The 14,055-nt window shown below is 69.3% G+C and carries 16 protein-coding genes; 7 read left to right on the forward strand and 9 right to left on the reverse strand.

Going from position 1 to position 14,055, the window contains the following annotated elements; genetic code table 11:
• The first annotated feature begins 74 nt into the window (after positions 1-74).
• Positions 75-1,973, forward strand: a complete 1,899-nt coding sequence (locus AB0N22_RS00360; protein WP_364634474.1) for an ABC transporter ATP-binding protein — start codon at positions 75-77, stop codon at positions 1,971-1,973.
• Between the two features lie 59 nt (positions 1,974-2,032).
• Complete coding sequence (locus AB0N22_RS00365; RefSeq protein WP_364634477.1) at positions 2,033-2,851, forward strand: SDR family NAD(P)-dependent oxidoreductase; 819 nt, start codon at positions 2,033-2,035, stop codon at positions 2,849-2,851.
• Here AB0N22_RS00365 and AB0N22_RS00370 read toward each other — a convergent pair.
• Positions 2,848-3,465 carry a TetR/AcrR family transcriptional regulator gene (locus AB0N22_RS00370; protein ID WP_364634480.1) on the reverse strand — a complete coding sequence of 206 codons (618 nt, stop codon included), beginning with the start codon at positions 3,463-3,465 and terminating at the stop codon, positions 2,848-2,850. The genes AB0N22_RS00365 and AB0N22_RS00370 overlap by 4 nt on opposite strands.
• A gap of 75 nt (positions 3,466-3,540) precedes the next feature.
• Here AB0N22_RS00370 and AB0N22_RS00375 point away from each other — a divergent pair, with 75 nt between their 5' ends.
• Complete coding sequence (locus AB0N22_RS00375) at positions 3,541-5,058, forward strand: cytochrome P450 (RefSeq protein WP_364634483.1); 1,518 nt, start codon at positions 3,541-3,543, stop codon at positions 5,056-5,058.
• Here the strand turns inward: AB0N22_RS00375 and AB0N22_RS00380 are convergent.
• A complete protein-coding gene (locus AB0N22_RS00380; protein ID WP_364634486.1) occupies positions 4,962-5,390 on the reverse strand; it encodes a VOC family protein in 429 nt (142 codons plus the stop codon). The genes AB0N22_RS00375 and AB0N22_RS00380 overlap by 97 nt on opposite strands.
• Before the next feature lie 52 nt (positions 5,391-5,442).
• Positions 5,443-6,294: an SDR family oxidoreductase gene (locus tag AB0N22_RS00385; protein WP_364634488.1), complete on the reverse strand. Its 852-nt coding sequence runs from the start codon at positions 6,292-6,294 to the stop codon at positions 5,443-5,445.
• 121 nt (positions 6,295-6,415) lie between these two features.
• On the opposite strand from AB0N22_RS00385, the gene AB0N22_RS00390 reads away from it, so the two are divergent.
• Positions 6,416-6,775, forward strand: coding sequence for a helix-turn-helix domain-containing protein (locus tag AB0N22_RS00390; RefSeq protein WP_364634491.1), 360 nt, complete (start codon positions 6,416-6,418; stop codon positions 6,773-6,775).
• A gap of 37 nt (positions 6,776-6,812) precedes the next feature.
• Here AB0N22_RS00390 and AB0N22_RS00395 read toward each other — a convergent pair whose 3' ends face one another.
• Together AB0N22_RS00395 and AB0N22_RS00400 are read right to left on the reverse strand one after the other, a co-directional pair.
• Positions 6,813-7,385 (reverse strand): mismatch-specific DNA-glycosylase, encoded by a 573-nt coding sequence (locus tag AB0N22_RS00395; RefSeq protein WP_364639139.1) that lies wholly within the window; start codon positions 7,383-7,385, stop codon positions 6,813-6,815.
• Positions 7,386-7,394: 9 nt separating this feature from the next.
• Entirely contained in the window at positions 7,395-7,568 is a 174-nt protein-coding gene (locus tag AB0N22_RS00400) for a hypothetical protein (RefSeq protein WP_364634494.1), read from the reverse strand.
• A gap of 194 nt (positions 7,569-7,762) precedes the next feature.
• On the opposite strand from AB0N22_RS00400, the gene AB0N22_RS00405 reads away from it, so the two are divergent.
• A complete protein-coding gene (locus AB0N22_RS00405; protein WP_364634497.1) occupies positions 7,763-9,091 on the forward strand; it encodes an adenylate/guanylate cyclase domain-containing protein in 1,329 nt (442 codons plus the stop codon).
• Positions 9,092-9,116: 25 nt separating this feature from the next.
• On the opposite strand, the gene msrA is transcribed toward AB0N22_RS00405, so the two are convergent.
• Positions 9,117-9,755 (reverse strand): peptide-methionine (S)-S-oxide reductase MsrA, encoded by a 639-nt coding sequence (msrA, locus tag AB0N22_RS00410; protein WP_364634500.1) that lies wholly within the window; start codon positions 9,753-9,755, stop codon positions 9,117-9,119.
• 33 nt (positions 9,756-9,788) lie between these two features.
• Positions 9,789-10,541, reverse strand: coding sequence for an ankyrin repeat domain-containing protein (locus AB0N22_RS00415; RefSeq protein WP_364634503.1), 753 nt, complete (start codon positions 10,539-10,541; stop codon positions 9,789-9,791).
• 74 nt (positions 10,542-10,615) lie between these two features.
• Here AB0N22_RS00415 and AB0N22_RS00420 point away from each other — a divergent pair, with 74 nt between their 5' ends.
• Together AB0N22_RS00420 and AB0N22_RS00425 are read left to right on the forward strand one after the other, a co-directional pair.
• Positions 10,616-11,722, forward strand: coding sequence for an AI-2E family transporter (locus AB0N22_RS00420; protein WP_364634506.1), 1,107 nt, complete (start codon positions 10,616-10,618; stop codon positions 11,720-11,722).
• A complete protein-coding gene (locus AB0N22_RS00425) occupies positions 11,719-12,051 on the forward strand; it encodes an MmcQ/YjbR family DNA-binding protein (protein ID WP_364634509.1) in 333 nt (110 codons plus the stop codon). Before AB0N22_RS00420 ends, AB0N22_RS00425 begins: the two co-directional genes overlap by 4 nt.
• A gap of 5 nt (positions 12,052-12,056) precedes the next feature.
• Here AB0N22_RS00425 and AB0N22_RS00430 read toward each other — a convergent pair whose 3' ends face one another.
• Both AB0N22_RS00430 and AB0N22_RS00435 read right to left on the reverse strand, forming a co-directional pair.
• Positions 12,057-13,586, reverse strand: a complete 1,530-nt coding sequence (locus AB0N22_RS00430) for an MDR family MFS transporter (RefSeq protein WP_364634512.1) — start codon at positions 13,584-13,586, stop codon at positions 12,057-12,059.
• Positions 13,583-14,023 carry a MarR family transcriptional regulator gene (locus AB0N22_RS00435; RefSeq protein WP_364634515.1) on the reverse strand — a complete coding sequence of 147 codons (441 nt, stop codon included), beginning with the start codon at positions 14,021-14,023 and terminating at the stop codon, positions 13,583-13,585. The genes AB0N22_RS00430 and AB0N22_RS00435 overlap by 4 nt, the downstream gene beginning before the upstream one ends.
• Between the last annotated feature and the right edge of the window lie 32 nt (positions 14,024-14,055).

A 14,055-nucleotide genomic window follows, 5' to 3' on the forward strand; every position in this document is an offset into this window, starting at 1 on the left:
TCTCGTTGAGGTCCTAGGTTTGTCGTGCCCGAGGTGGACACTGGACAGGGCGTACGCCGATCCAGGAGGACGACATGAGCATGGATGCCGCGGCATGGAACTCGCTGCACCGCGTGATGAACACGCAGGAGGGGCCTCAGCGGCTGACCAAGGAGACCCTCAAGCGCATCGCGACCTTCGCCGCGCCGCATCGGCGCCTGCTGGTCCAGTTCCTCGTGCTGAGCGTCGTCTCGGCCTGCCTCGCCGTGGCGACACCGGTCCTGGCCGGGCGAGTCGTCAACGCGATCGTCGACGGTGACTCCCGCAGCACGGTCTTCGGCATCGCCGGCCTCATCGCCCTGATCGCCGTCGCCGATGCCGCGTTGGCGATCTGGACCCGGTGGCTCTCGGCGACGATCGGTGAGGGTCTCATCCTCGATCTCCGCACGACGGTCTTCGACCACGTGCAGCGCATGCCGGTCGCGTTCTTCACCCGAACCCGCACCGGGGCCCTGGTGAGCCGGCTCAACAACGACGTCCTCGGCGCTCAGCGCGCCTTCAGCGGCACGTTGTCCGGTGTCGTCAGCAACCTCGTGACGCTGACCCTGACGCTCGTCGTGATGCTCAGCATCTCGTGGCAGATCACCCTCGTCGCACTGATCCTGCTGCCGGTCTTCGTCGTGCCGGCGCGGCGGATGGGCAGCCGGCTCGCTGCGCTGTCGCGTGAGGCCGCCGACCACAACGCCGTGATGGGCACGCGCATGACCGAGCGCTTCTCTGCTCCGGGCGCGACCTTGGTCAAGCTCTACGGCCGGCCCGACGACGAGTCCGCAGAGTTCGCCGCACGGGCCAGGCGCGTGCGCGACATCGGCGTACGGTCCGCGATGCTGCAGTCAGTCTTCGTCACGGCACTGACGACCGTGTCGGCACTCGCCCTGGCCGTGGTCTACGGCCTCGGCGGGTTCTACGCCCTCAAGGGCTCTCTCGATCCTGGCGCCGTCGTCGCCCTCGCGCTGCTGCTCACCCGGCTCTATGCTCCGCTGACCGCGTTGGCGAGTGCCCGCGTGGAGATCATGAGTGCCGTCGTGAGCTTCGAGCGGGTCTTCGAGGTGCTCGACCTCCAGCCGTTGATCCGCGAGCGGCCCGGTGCGGTGCCGGTGCCCGAGGGGCCGGTCTCGGTCGAGTTCTCCCACGTCAGGTTCGCCTATCCGTCCGCCGACAAGGTCTCGTTGGCCTCGCTCGAGGAGGTCGCGATGCTGGACAACCGCGGCGGCGTCGACGTGCTGCACGACGTGTCCTTCCGGGTCGAGCCGGGCCAGATGGTCGCCCTCGTCGGCACGTCCGGGGCCGGCAAGTCGACCATCGCGAGCCTGATCCCGCGCCTCTACGACGTCGACGGTGGGGTCGTGCGGCTCGGCGACGTCGACGTCCGTGACCTCTCGATGTCGTCGCTGCGCGACACCCTCGGCATGGCGACGCAGGACGGGCACCTGTTCCACGAGTCGGTGCGCGACAACCTCAGGCTCGCCAGGCCGGGCGCCACGGACGACGAGCTGTGGGCGGCGTTGCGCGATGCCCGGCTCGACGACCTGGTCGCGTCGCTCTCGGACGGGCTCGACACCATCGTGGGGGAGCGCGGCTACCGGCTCTCCGGTGGCGAGCGCCAGCGGCTCACGATCGCCCGGCTGCTGCTGGCGCAGCCGCGGGTCGTCATCCTCGACGAGGCGACGGCGCACCTCGACTCGACCTCGGAATCCGCGGTGCAGGAGGCCCTCGCGGTCGCGCTGGCCGGGCGTACGTCGGTCGTCATCGCGCACCGGTTGTCGACCGTACGAGCGGCGGACCGCATCCTCGTGATTGAGGAGGGTCGCGTCGTCGAGCAGGGCACCCATCATGAGCTGCTGGCCCTCGGAGGTCGCTACGAGGAGCTGCATCGCACACAGTTCGACGCGGGCGCGACGACGGACCTGCTCGATCAACCACTTTCTGGCTAACCTCATTATCTGATAGCCTCAGCTCAGATACTCTCAGTATCTGGAAGCGAGAGGACCTCATGACCCACTTCACCGACAAGGTCGCCGTCGTGACCGGAGCCGGCTCCGGCATCGGCCGCGCGCTGGCCATGGAGCTGGCCATCCGCGGCGCAAAGCTCGCGATCTGCGACGTCGACCCGACCGGCCTTGCCGAGACCGAGAAGCTCGTGCGGCTGGCCGGTGCCGAGGTCATGGCCGATCACCTCGATGTCGCGCAGCGTGAGCTGGTGCTCGCCTACGCCGACGACGTCGTCGCCCGCTTCGGCCGGGTCAACCTCGTGTTCAACAACGCCGGCATCGCGTTCACCGGCAACGTCGAGGAGATGTCGTTCAAGGACATCGACCGGGTCATGGACGTCGACTTCTGGGGCGTCGTCAACGGCACCAAGGCCTTCCTGCCGCACCTGGTGGAGTCCGGTGACGGCCACGTCGTCAACATCTCGAGCATCTTCGGGCTGTTCTCCGTGCCGTCGCAGAGTGCCTACAACGCTGCCAAGTTCGCCGTGCGGGGCTTCACCGAGTCGCTGCGCCAGGAGATGGTGCTCGCCAAGCGGCCGGTCAAGGTCACGTGCGTGCACCCGGGCGGGATCAAGACCAACATCGCCCGCAACGCCGAGCAGGTCGAGGGGCGCGACCACGACAAGCTCGCCAGCTCGTTCGACAAGCTGGCGCGCACGTCACCGGAGAAGGCGGCGAAGGTCATCCTCGACGGCGTCGAGAACAACAAGGCTCGCGTCCTGATCGGCGCCGACGCCCGGGTGCTCGACGTGCTCGTGCGCCTGACCGGGTCGGGATACCAGCGTGCCGTGACGGCCTTCAGCCGCCGCAACGGTCTCTAGCCGGACAGCTCGGCGAGCGCCGACGGGCGCGAGCCCTCCGGCAGGGCGACGAGCGTGCTGACGAGCGCCTGCGCGCAGAGGTCGCGCACCTCGTCACGACTCGTCCCCGTCGAGTCGAGCCATTGATGGCACGCGTTGCGCATGAAGTGCAGCCAGCTGCGCACCGCGATCTGCATGAGCTCCGACGGCTCACCGGTGGGCTCCACGCCGGCGGTGATGCGGTTCTGCTGGCGCTGCATGTCGTCCTCGATGATCGCCTGGATCTCGGGGTCGGCCGACGCGGCGCCATGGAAGATGGCCTTGACACCCGTCTTGTGCTCCTCGCAGTAGTCGAGGTAGGCCTCGATGCCGTGGCGCAATCGCTCCAGGATCGGCAGCGACTCGTCAGGCGTCGTGAGCTCCATCATCCGTGCGGACTCGCGGCGGACCATCGCGGCGAAGAACGCCCGCTTGGTCGGGAAGTAGTGGTAGAGCAGGCCGCGGGAGACGCCGGCGACCTCTGACAGCTCCTCGATGTGCACGTCCTCGTAGGACCGGTCGGCGAACAGCTCGGTGCCGAGCTCGAGCAGCTGGTCCTGTCGAGCCTCGCGGCTGAGTCGGGTGCGGGTCGCCATGGCGTCAGACTACTTGACACCGATTCAACAGGGGTTAGGCTTGGCCTACTGAATTGTCGTCCAATAAGGAGAGCCGTGCGCAACGACTGGTCGGGTCAGACGTTCCCGCACCCTCCTGGCCGCCGACCGATCGTGGGCGACGTGCTCGGCGCCGATGCGCGTGCCCCGCTCCAGAGCACGATGCGGCGGGCGAAGGACCTCGGTCCGATCTTCGAGCTGCACATCTTCGACCAGAAGTTCGTCTTCGTCACCGGCGCCGAGCTCGCGGCCGAGCTCGCCGACGAGTCTCGTTTCGCCAAGAGCCTGTCACCTGCCCTGGTCGCGCTGCGCGAGTTCGCCGGTCAGGGCCTGTTCACGGCCTACAACGACGAGACCAACTGGGCCCTGGCTCACGACCTGCTGCGGCCTGCGTTCACCAAGGCGGCGATGCAGCGGTACCACCCGGTCATGCTGGCCGCGGCGCAGGAGCTGTTCGACACGTGGGACGCGGGATCGGGACCGGTTGACGTCTCGGCGGACATGACGAAGCTGACGATGGAGACCATCAGCCGTACGGCGTTCAGCACCGACTTCGGGTCGTTCAGCCGCAGTGAGCCGCATCCGTTCATCCCGGCGATGATCGCCGCCCTGCAGGCGGGTCAGCGCAAGGGTTCGCTCAATGCCATGCCGGGCGCGGCGCTCATGGCCCGGCGGATCGACAAGAAGAACGCTCATCACCAGGCCTACGTCGACTCGCTGCTCGACGGCATCATCGCCGAGCGCCGCAATGCCGACGAGGCCGACGAGAGTGATCTGCTGGGAATCATGCTCCACACGCCGCACCCCGAGACCGGGGAGCGGCTCGACGACCTCAACATCCGGCACCAGATCCTCACGTTCCTCGTCGCAGGGCACGAGACGACGTCCGGCGCGCTGTCGTTCGCGCTCTACTACCTGTCGCGGGATCCGGAGGTCCTGGCCAAGGCGCACGCCGAGGTCGACCACGTCCTGGGACCCGACCGGGACGTCGAGCCGACGTTCGAGCAGGTCGCGAAGCTGCGCTACCTGCGCCGGATCCTCGACGAGGGCTTGCGGCTGTGGCCCACGGCTCCGGCTTTCACGCGCAGCCCGCGCGAGACCACGGTGCTGAGCACGGGGCACACGATGCGGCCCGAGGACTGGGCCATCGTGGTCCTGCCGCTCGTCCACCGGGACCCGGCCGTGTGGGGCGCCGACGCGGACGCGTTCGATCCCGACCGGTTCCTGCCGGAGAACGCCCGCGGTCGCCTGCCCCACTCGTACAAGCCGTTCGGTACGGGGGAGCGGTCGTGCATCGGCCGCCAGTTCGCCCTGCACGAGGCGATCCTGGTGCTGGCCCGGCTGCTGCACCGCTACGACATCGCCGGGGACCCGGCGTACGAGCTGGAGATCGCCGAGCGCCTCACGCTGATGCCCAAGGGCTTCGAGCTGACCGTCACCCCTCGCAGACCGGAGACGCTTGGTGAGGCCGAGCCGGGTCAGCCCGCCCCGAGCGAGGTGTGCCCGGCGTCGTCGATCGACCAGTCCGGGTTCCAGGCGACCTCCCACGGGTGCCCGTCCGGGTCGGCGAAGTAGCCGGAGTAGCCACCCCACGGCTGTTGCTCGCCGCGCTTGAGGACGGTGCCGCCGGCAGCCTCGACCGTCCCGAGGATCTCGTCGACCTCGTCCCGGCTGCGGGTGTTGAACGCGATCGTCATGCCGCCGAAGGTCGCGCCGGTGTCAGGGACCCGGGCGTCGGCGGCGAGGTCCGCGCGGCTCCAGAGCGCGAGGACGAGGCCGTTGAGCTGGTAGAACGCGACCTCGTCCTCGGGATTGCCCTTGGTCCAGCCGAGACCGTCCTCGTAGAACAGGCGGGCCCGGGCCAGGTCGGAGACGCCGAGGGTGACCAGGCTGAGTCGTTGCTCCATAGGAGCAACGCTAGCGCCAGACCCGGCCGACCGCCCCGGGCCCGGCGCCGGCTCAGGCCAAGCGACGGAGCGTCTCGACGAGGGGCGTCGTCGGGCGGCCGATGAGGGCGCTGAGGTCGCCATTCGCCAGTGCGAGGTCGCCCTTGGCGGTGGCTGCGTCGATCGCTGCGACGAAGCCCGCGGTGCCCTCGTCGAGACCGGCCTCGACGAGGATCGCGGCCTGCTCCTCCGGGGTGACCTGGGCGACGGTCACGGGACTCCCGAGCACGTCGGTCAGGGTCGAGGCGAGCTCGTCCTGCGACCAGGCGATGTCGCCCGAGAGCTCGTAGACGGGCTTGACCGGGCCGGTCGCCGTGAGCACGGCTGCGGCCGCCTCGGCGTAGTCGGCACGAGCCGCACTGGCGACGCGGCCCTCGGCTGCGCTGGTCAGGACCGAACCGGTCTGCCGGGCGGCCTCGAGCGCCTGGGCGTAGTTCTCGTGGTACCAGTTGTTGCGCAGCAGGACGTGCTCGACGCCCGTCTCGGCCAGGTACTGCTCGGTCGCGAGGTGCTCAGGAACGACGGGGAGCGTCGACGTCTCAGGCTGCGGTGCGCTCGTGTAGACGATCCGCTCGACCCCGTTCACGATCGCCGCGTCGATGACGTTGCGGTGCTGCTGGACGCGCTTGCCGACCTCGCTCCCCGAGATCAGCAGCACCTGGTCGACGCCGGCGAGGGCGCTCTTGAGTGCGTCCGGGTCGTCGTAGCTCGCCAGGCGCACGGCAACACCCTTGGCGGCCAACGGCTCGGCCTTGGCGGCGTCGCGGACGACCGCGACGACCTGGTCGGGGGTCGTGCGCGCCAGGAGTGCGTCGACGACGAGGGTGCCGAGGTGGCCGGTTGCTGCGGTGACGGCGATGGTCATGCTGAGTCCTTCTGTCGGTGGTCTGGGTGATGACGCCCTCGACCGTACACTAACGATTGGTTAGTACCAACTCTAGGTTAGCACTAACGAAGTGCTAGCATTGTCGGACGAAGGAGGCTCCATGTCAGACGACACGAGACGCCCGTTCGACGTGTTCAACGGCGCCTGCCCGTCCCGGGAGGTGCTCGAGCACGTCACGAGCCGATGGGGCTCGCTGACGCTGGCGGCGCTCAGCCCGGAACCGGCCCGGTTCGGCGAGCTGCGTCGGTGCGTGGACGGGGTCAGCGACAAGATGTTGTCGCAGACGCTCAAGGCGCTCGAGTCCGACGGCCTGGTCGAGCGACACGTCCACTCGACCCTGCACGTCGACTATCGCCTGACCCCGGAGGGTGAGCGGGTCGCGACAGCGGTCAAGGACCTGATCCTCGCGCTCTATGCCGTGATGCCCGACGTCATGGAGGCCAAGGCCCGCACGGCGTAGGCGTCTGGGACGGGTCGCGACCCCGCCGGCCGGAGAATCACACCACCCCGGCGGCGACGGCCGCCTCCCGATAGGCGGCGGCGAGCGAATCCACCGTCTCGTGCGCGTTCAGCCCGCTCGGGTTGGGGACGACCCAGAGCTGCGCGTCGCCGAGCGTCACGTCCTGGCGCCCGGCACGTGCGGTGCGTCGCCCGAAGGCCACCCGGTACGAGGTGATGCCGGCGATCGCGACGACCCGCGGGCGATGCGCGTCGACGAACGCCTCCAGCCTCGCCCGCCCCTCCACCAGCTCGCCCGGCTCGAGCTCGTCGGCCCGGGCCGACGCGCGGGCCACGAGATTCGTGATGCCGATGCCGCGCTCCAGCAGCACAGGCCTGGCGTCCTGCGGCGTTACGACGTCGGCGGGCAGGATCCCGGCCATCCGCAGCGCCGGGTAGAAGCGATTGCCCGTACGGGCGAAGTGCAGCCCGGTCGCCGCGCTGACGAGCCCCGGGTTGATGCCGACGAACAGCAGTCGGAGGTCGTCACCGACCAGGTCCGGGATCGTCCGTCCCGCGTACGAGAGCAGCTCCTCGCGGGTGAAGCGCTGGGGTGAAGATGGCAGGTCGATCGGTGTCCCTCAGGGCTCGTCGAGGTCTGTGACGACCCGTTCGGCGTCGGGGACCACGTCCTGGTCCTCGTCGTCCGGCCGGGCACTCCGAGCCTGTTCCGCTGCGTCTCCCTCGGGCACCAGGTCGGCGACGTCGCCGGGCTCCTGGGGGACGTCGGCGGCTCCTGCGGATGGCACGGTCATGGGTCCTCCTGGGATCGGTGCGTGCCCTCGCCGTACCCGGCAGCCGCCGCGCCTAACGCGGAACGACCCGGTCAGCGAGAGACGAAAAGCGCCATGAACTCCTGACGATTCCCCGAATCGCTGGTTTCATGGAACCAGGGAGCGTGGGCCGAAGCTGACCCGCAATCGTTCGGGGCGACCGTACAGGGGATGCCATGCACGTTGGCCGCGATCCCGTGCACGCGCAGCGGTTGTTCGGCCTGCGCTTCGAACGACGCGAGACCGAGTGCGCGTACCGGCAGTGGCGACTGGGCCGCGTCACCCCGTTCGTGCGGATCGGCTACATCGGATCGGCGCCGAGCTGGACGCTGCTGCTGGTCGTGCTGATCGGGCTCGACCCGGACGGTGCGAGGCGCGGAGGGATCTGGGTTGCCGCATGGATCCTGCTTCTGGTCGTCCTCACGGCGCTGACGTTCCCCGAGCGGCTGCGACGCATCGTGATGCCGTCGGCCGCCCTGGCCAACTGTCTCGCGGGCTTCCTGATCGTCTGGCTGTTCTCGGAGGCCACGTTCAACGGTGAGGTGAGCCAGACGAGGGCCGGGATCATGACCGGGGGCCTGATCATCGTGATGTTCTTCGGGTTCGCGATCTTCCGGGTCCCACCCGGGGCTGCCGTGGCGGCGGTCACCCCCTACACGGCCTTTGCGTCGTACCAGCTGTTCCAGGGATATGACCGTCAGCCGCTCAGCGGTGTGGAGGCCGCCTCCTTGGCGGCCGCGCAGTGGATCGCCTTCGCCGGCAGCCTGCTGGTCTGCCTCGTCATCGAGATCGTCGAGCGGCAGGCGTTCTGCAAGGACCAGGTCATCGAGACGCAGCAGCGGGAGCTGCGGCACAGCCGGGAGACCATCCGGCGCTACGTCCCGAGGGCCGTGTTCGAGCACATCGTGAACGGCGACACCGTCGGCATCGACACACCGACACGACGACGGGTCACCGTGCTGTTCGCCGACCTGGTCGGGTTCACCGAGCTCGCGGACCGCGTCGAGGCCGAGATCCTGACGCAGGTCGTCAACGACTACATGACCACGATGAGCCAGCTCGTCGACGACCACGGAGGGCTCGTCAACGAGTTCGCCGGCGACGGGCTCATGGCGTTGTTCGGGGCTCCCGACGAGATGGACGTCGAGGAGCAGGCCGTGAGCGCCGTCCGCGCGGCCCAGGAGATGCAGGACCGCTTGCCGTCCCTCAACCAGCAGTGGCAACGGCTCGGTGTCATCACGCCGATGCGGATGCGGATCGGCATCGACACCGGGGTCCTCAGCGTCGGCAGCTTCGGCTCGGAGGGCCGGATGACGTACACCGCGATCGGGCTGCACACCAACATCGCGGCGCGCATCCAGGCGCAGTGCGAGCCCGGCCGGATCCTGCTGAGCGACTACAGCTGGCACCTCGTCAAGGACCGGATCTCGTGCGAGGCCCGCGGCGAGGTGCAGTGCAAGGGCGTGCACTTCCCGGTGCCGGTCTACTCGCCGGCGAACGCCTGAGCCACCCCTGCAAAGGGGCCCGCGGTCAGGCGTACGCGACGCCGGTCGCGTGCAGCGGGCAGTAGCCGAACGGGTTCTTGACGAGGTACTGCTGGTGGTAGTCCTCGGCGTAGTAGTACTTCTCCAGCGGCAGGATCGACGTGGTGATCTCGCCGTAGCCGGCCTCGGTCATGCGCACCTGGTACGCCTCGCGGGACGCCTCGGCCTGCGCCTGCTGCTCCGGCGTCGTGGTGAGGATGACCGAGCGGTACTGCGTGCCGCGGTCGTTGCCCTGGCGCATGCCCTGCGTGGGGTCGTGGTTCTCCCAGAAGACCTTGAGCAGGTCCTCGTACGTCACCTTGGCGGGGTCGAAGATGACCCGCACGACCTCGGCGTGCCCGGTGCGACCGGTGCACACCTCCTCGTACGTCGGGTTGGGCGTGACGCCGCCCGCGTAGCCGACCGACGTGGACCACACGCCGGGGACCTCCCAGAACGTCTTCTCCTCGCCCCAGAAGCAGCCCAGCCCGAAGACCGCGACGCCGAAGCCGTCGGGCGCCTGGGTCTCGACGGGGTTGCCGAGGGTCAGATGGGTGCCGCCGACCTGGTAGGGCCGGCCCTCGCGGCCGGGGAGCGCGCTGTCGGCGCCGGGGAGCTCGGACTTGCTGCGACTGCTGAAGATCATGGATTTCCACCTCTCATGTCGAGTCTACGGAGGTCACGCACGCTCGAGGATCCGAGCGATGGCGGCGTGGCCGCGGCGCCGGGCGTGCTCCAGGGGAGTCACGCCTGCGCGGTCGGCGATCGACACGTCCGCACCGTGGTCGACCAATGACTCAACAATGCGCTGCCACGGTCTTGTTCCCTTGCCGAGGATCACGGCCTCCAGCAACGCGGTCCAGCCAAGGTCGTTGACGTGGTCGACCGCGATGTCGGTGTGGTCGAGGACGTACGCCACGTAGTCGTCGTGGCCCCGCTCGCTCGCCGGGATGTGCGAGAGCCCGCCGAAGCGGTTGCGGATCGTGAGGTCGGGATCGGCTTCGAGGACGACCTTCGCCATCGCCACGCTGCCGGTCACCCCGGTGACGAGCCACGGCGTGTCGTGCCGGTCGTCCAGGGCGTCCGGGTCGGCCCCGGCCTTCACCAGGGCCCGGGCCGCCCCGACGCGATCGCGGGTGACGGCGAGCAGCAGCGGCGTACGCCGACGGCCGTCACGGACCTCGGTGCGGGCGCCGGCGTCGAGCAGCTGGGAGACCTCCGTCGTACGTCCGCGAGCCGCCGCCTCGAGGAGTCGGGAGCCCAGCTCGGTCGTGGACAGCGAGTCGTACGGGTTGGGGGTGGGCGTGACTGTCGAGGGCGACGCGCTGGGTGGCTGGGTGGTTCGCGGGGTGGCCGGCGGGGCCGGGTCGGACGAGCACGCCGTCGCCAGCAGGGCGGCCGACACGAGGGTGGCGAGACGGGTCTTCCTCACGGTGAATTCAACTCGCCACGGTCCCCGGAGGTTCCGCGGAGATGGCCTAGGCTCCTGCGCATGAGGTGTGGTTCGTGAGGGAGCGGTACCAGGTGCCGATCGGCGTGGAGATCGCCACGCAGTGGGCCTGGCGGATCCTGGTCATCGCGGGAGCGGCGTTGCTGGGCGTCTACTTCCTGCGCTACTTCTCCGAGATCACCGTGCCGCTGGCGGTCGCGGTGCTGGGCACGGCCTTGACGGTCAGCATCGTCGACTGGCTGGTCGCCCATCGCGTGCCCCGCCTGGGAGCGACCCTCATCGTGGTGCTCGGGCTCCTGACGGGTCTGTTCGGCATGCTGGCCCTGGTTGGCCAGCAGCTCGCCACGCAGGCGTCGGACCTGCGGTCGAGGGTCGTCGAGGGCATCTCCGAGGTCCAGGACTGGGCCAGGACCGGCCCGCTCAACCTCAGCGACGATCAGCTGCAGTCGGGGATCGACAACGTCAAGGACGCGATCCGGTCCAGCGACACCTCGCTGCTGACCCGGGTCAGCGAGGTCGGCTCGACCTTGACCCACCTCCTGGCCGGATTCTTCATCGCACTGTTCTGCCTGTTCTTCTTCCTCTACGAGGGCAACCGCATCTGGAGCTGGGTCGTCGCGCTGTTCCCGCGCGCCGCCCGCGAGAAGGTGGACTCCTCGGGGCACACCGCGTGGGCCTCGCTGACGGCGTTCGTCCGCGCGACGGTCATCGTCGCCCTGGTCGATGCGATCGGCATCGCGTTCGGCGCGTGGGTGCTCGGCGTCCCGCTGACGTTGGCCATCGGGGTCCTGGTGTTCCTCGGTGCGTTCATCCCGATCATCGGCGCGCTGCTGTCGGGGATGGTGGCCGTGCTCGTGGCCCTCGTCGCACAGGGGCCGTGGACGGCGTTGTTCATGCTGCTGGTCGTCATCGCGATCCAGCAGCTCGAGTCGCACGTGCTGCAGCCGTTCCTCATGGGCCGCTTCGTGGCGGTGCACCCGCTCGCGATCATCTTCGCGATCGCCGGCGGCGTCGTGGTCGCCGGTGTCGTCGGCGCGCTCATCGCGGTGCCCCTGGCTGCGTGCCTCAACGGGGTCGTGCGGCACCTGGCCGCTGCTGCGACGGAGTTCCAGGACGAGCCCTCCGAGGAGGACGGTGGCACAGCCCTGCCCGGGCTCGCATGACCGACGTTTACGCGGTGTGCCTGGCGCTGCCCGGTGCCGCGCTGACGTTCCCGTTCGGTGAGGAGACCGCTGTCTTCAAGGTCGGCGGCAAGGTCTTCGCCCTCACCGCCGCCGAGGCACCGACGCACGTCACGCTCAAGGCCGAGCCCGGCGAGGTGACCGGGCTGGTCGAGACGTACGAGGCGGTCACCCGCGGCTATCACATGAACAAGAAGCACTGGATCACCGTGCAGGTCGACGGCGACCTGCCCGACGGTCTGGTCGCCGAGCTCGTCGAGGACTCGTACGACCTGGTCGTCGACAACCTGCCGGCGCGCGACCGGCCCTGATCGCGCTACTCGACAGGCGTCGGGGTGTCGCGGGTGCGCAGGGGGATCTCCTTGATGAACAGCGAGATCACGAAGGCGATCACGACGATCGGCAGCGCCGCGATGAACACGTCGTGCAGAGAGCTCGCGAAGGCCTCGATCACCTTGCTCTGCAGCGGTTCGGGCAGCGCGTGGACCGCCGAAGCGTCGTTGGTGTTGACCGACGGGGCCTTGCCGCCGCCGACCGTGTCGGCCAGGTGGTGCGACAGGCGGGTGTTGAGCACTGCGCCGAAGATCGCCGCACCGAACGCGCCGCCGAGCGTACGGAAGAACGTGATCGTGGAGGTCGCGATGCCCATGTGGCGCGGGTCGACCGAGTTCTGCACGATGACCGTGAGCAGCTGCATCGTGAGGCCGAGGCCGGCACCCAGGATGAACATGCCCAGGCCCACGACCCAGTAGGGGCTCTGCGCGTCGGCGGTCGAGAGCACCAGCAACGCCGAGGCGACGACCACGGTGCTCGCGATCGGCAGCGGGCGGTAGCGGCCGGTCTTGGTGACCCAGTTGCCCGACGGGATCGAGGTGCAGAACAGGCCGGTCACCATGGGCAGCATGCCCAGCCCGGACCGGGTGGGTGACATGCCCATCACGATCTGCAGGTAGAGCGGCACGAAGATGATCGCCCCGAACATCGCCATGCCCATGACGATCGACATCGCGTTGGTGGTGCGGAAGATCGAGCCGCGGAACAGCTCCATCGGGATGATCGGCTCCTTGGCGCGCAGCTCGATCGCGATGAACAGGGCCGTCAGCACGACCGCACCGGCCAGCAGCTCGAGGCCGAGGCTCGAGCTCCACCCGTGGTCGGGTCCGGCCCACGAGACGTAGAGCAGCAGGGAGGAGACCGCCGTGACCAGCACCCCGGCGCCGAGCCAGTCGATCGTGTGCTCGCGGCGGGTGTGCGGGAGCTTGAGGGCGTACGAGGTGACGACGAGGGCGACGGCGCCGATCGGCACGTTGAGCCAGAAGATCCACTCCCAGCCGGGACCGTCGGCGAGCCAGCCGCCCAGCAGGGGCCCCGCGACGCTCGAGGTCCCGAAGACCGCGCCCATGTAGCCCATGTAGCGGCCCCGCTCGCGGGGCGGGATGACGTCGCCGATCGTCGCGAACGCGAGGGCCATGAGGCCGCCGCCGCCGATGCCCTGGAGGGCGCGGAACGCGATGAGCTCCTCGATGTTGCGCGAGAACCCGCAGAGCAGCGAGCCCACGAGGAACGTCACGATCGCGATCTGGAAGATCGACCGCCGGCCATACAGGTCGGAGATCTTGCCCCACAGCGGCGTGGAGGCGGTCGAGGCCAGCAGGTACGCCGTGACGACCCAGCTGAGCTTGTCCAGACCGTTGAGGTCCGACGTGATGCGGGGGAGTGCCGTGCCGACGATGCTCTGGTCGAGGGACGCCAGGAACATGCCGGTCATGAGCCCGCCGAGGATCACCAGGATCTGGCGGTGCGACAGGTAGGTGGGCGTGACGGTCGCGGGTGTCGTGTCGGTCATGAGGTGGCTCCGAGCGTGGCGGTGAGGCGGGTCAGGTCGTGGCTGAGCCGGTCGCGCTCGGCGTCGTTCCAGTCCACGAGCGCGGCGGCGATGAAGGCGCGGCGCTGGTCGAAGGTCTGCTTGAGGGTGGCCGCTCCGGCGGCGGACAACGCGATGATGCGGGCGCGGCCGTCGACCGGATCGGGCTCGCGCTCGATGAGGTCGCGGTCGCCGAGCTGCTGGACGTGCCGGCTGACGGTGGAGGCGTCGAGCTGCATGACCTCGGCGATGTCGCCGAGGCGCATCGCCCCGTGACACTTCAGCGTGTAGAGCAACGCTGCCTGCGACGGGTCGACCGCGTCACCGTCGGCGCGTGCACGGAAGCGCCGACCGAGCGCCAGCATGAGGTGCATCAGCGCGTCCTCGGCGGCGGTCTCCTGGACGAGTGGTGCTTGCATGCTGCAACCATATAACAGGTTGTGTGCTGCAA

This window comes from Aeromicrobium sp. NPDC092404 (genome assembly GCF_040684095.1).
In the GTDB taxonomy this organism is placed as follows: domain Bacteria; phylum Actinomycetota; class Actinomycetes; order Propionibacteriales; family Nocardioidaceae; genus Aeromicrobium.

Coding starts and splice junctions, on each gene's coding strand:
- AB0N22_RS00400 (WP_364634494.1), bottom strand. CDS start 7,568: ATGACCGTGCCATCCGCAGGAGCCGCCGACGTCCCCCAGGAGCCCGGC.
- AB0N22_RS00425 (WP_364634509.1), top strand. CDS start 11,719: ATGACCGACGTTTACGCGGTGTGCCTGGCGCTGCCCGGTGCCGCGCTG.
- AB0N22_RS00405 (WP_364634497.1), top strand. CDS start 7,763: ATGCACGTTGGCCGCGATCCCGTGCACGCGCAGCGGTTGTTCGGCCTG.
- AB0N22_RS00365 (WP_364634477.1), top strand. CDS start 2,033: ATGACCCACTTCACCGACAAGGTCGCCGTCGTGACCGGAGCCGGCTCC.
- msrA (WP_364634500.1), bottom strand. CDS start 9,755: ATGATCTTCAGCAGTCGCAGCAAGTCCGAGCTCCCCGGCGCCGACAGC.
- AB0N22_RS00430 (WP_364634512.1), bottom strand. CDS start 13,586: ATGACCGACACGACACCCGCGACCGTCACGCCCACCTACCTGTCGCAC.
- AB0N22_RS00390 (WP_364634491.1), top strand. CDS start 6,416: ATGTCAGACGACACGAGACGCCCGTTCGACGTGTTCAACGGCGCCTGC.
- AB0N22_RS00435 (WP_364634515.1), bottom strand. CDS start 14,023: ATGCAAGCACCACTCGTCCAGGAGACCGCCGCCGAGGACGCGCTGATG.
- AB0N22_RS00360 (WP_364634474.1), top strand. CDS start 75: ATGAGCATGGATGCCGCGGCATGGAACTCGCTGCACCGCGTGATGAAC.
- AB0N22_RS00380 (WP_364634486.1), bottom strand. CDS start 5,390: ATGGAGCAACGACTCAGCCTGGTCACCCTCGGCGTCTCCGACCTGGCC.
- AB0N22_RS00370 (WP_364634480.1), bottom strand. CDS start 3,465: ATGGCGACCCGCACCCGACTCAGCCGCGAGGCTCGACAGGACCAGCTG.
- AB0N22_RS00385 (WP_364634488.1), bottom strand. CDS start 6,294: ATGACCATCGCCGTCACCGCAGCAACCGGCCACCTCGGCACCCTCGTC.